Source organism: Streptomyces sp. NPDC059875 (genome assembly GCF_042731085.1).
Classification (GTDB): domain Bacteria; phylum Actinomycetota; class Actinomycetes; order Streptomycetales; family Streptomycetaceae; genus Streptomyces.
In genome coordinates, this window is sequence record NZ_JBHWJZ010000078.1 from 1 (window position 1) to 382 (window position 382).

Below are 382 nucleotides of genomic sequence, written 5' to 3' on the forward strand. Positions count from 1 at the left end.
GGGGCCGCCTTCCGGGAGGCGGCCCTGCGCCCGGTTGCGCGTCACGACGCCGCGCCGGCGGCCTTCCTACGGCGGTAGAGGACGAATGCGGCCAGTCCGCCCGCGACCACCACGGCGCCGGTCACATTCGTGCTGCTGCTCGCGAGGCCGCCTCCGCCGGTGTGCATGCCGCCCTTGGGCTTGTCGTGCTTGTAGCCGTCTTCCTTCTGCTTGTCCTTGCTCCAGTCGTCGGCGTTGACGAGAGACAGGGCCCCGGAGCCGGTGTGCATGCCACCCTTCGGCTTGTCGTGGTCCTTCTTGCCGTGCTCGTCCTTGGACCAGTCATCCCCGCCGACCAGGGACAGCGCCCCAGAGCCGGTGTGCATACCACCCTTCGGCTTCT

General features: G+C 69.6%; 1 pseudogene. It reads right to left on the bottom strand.

Features of this window, described 5'->3' with window-relative positions:
• Window positions 1-41: 41 nt before the first annotated feature.
• Window positions 42-382, bottom strand: a pseudogene (locus tag ACFV9D_RS38710) (hypothetical protein); the annotation flags it as partial.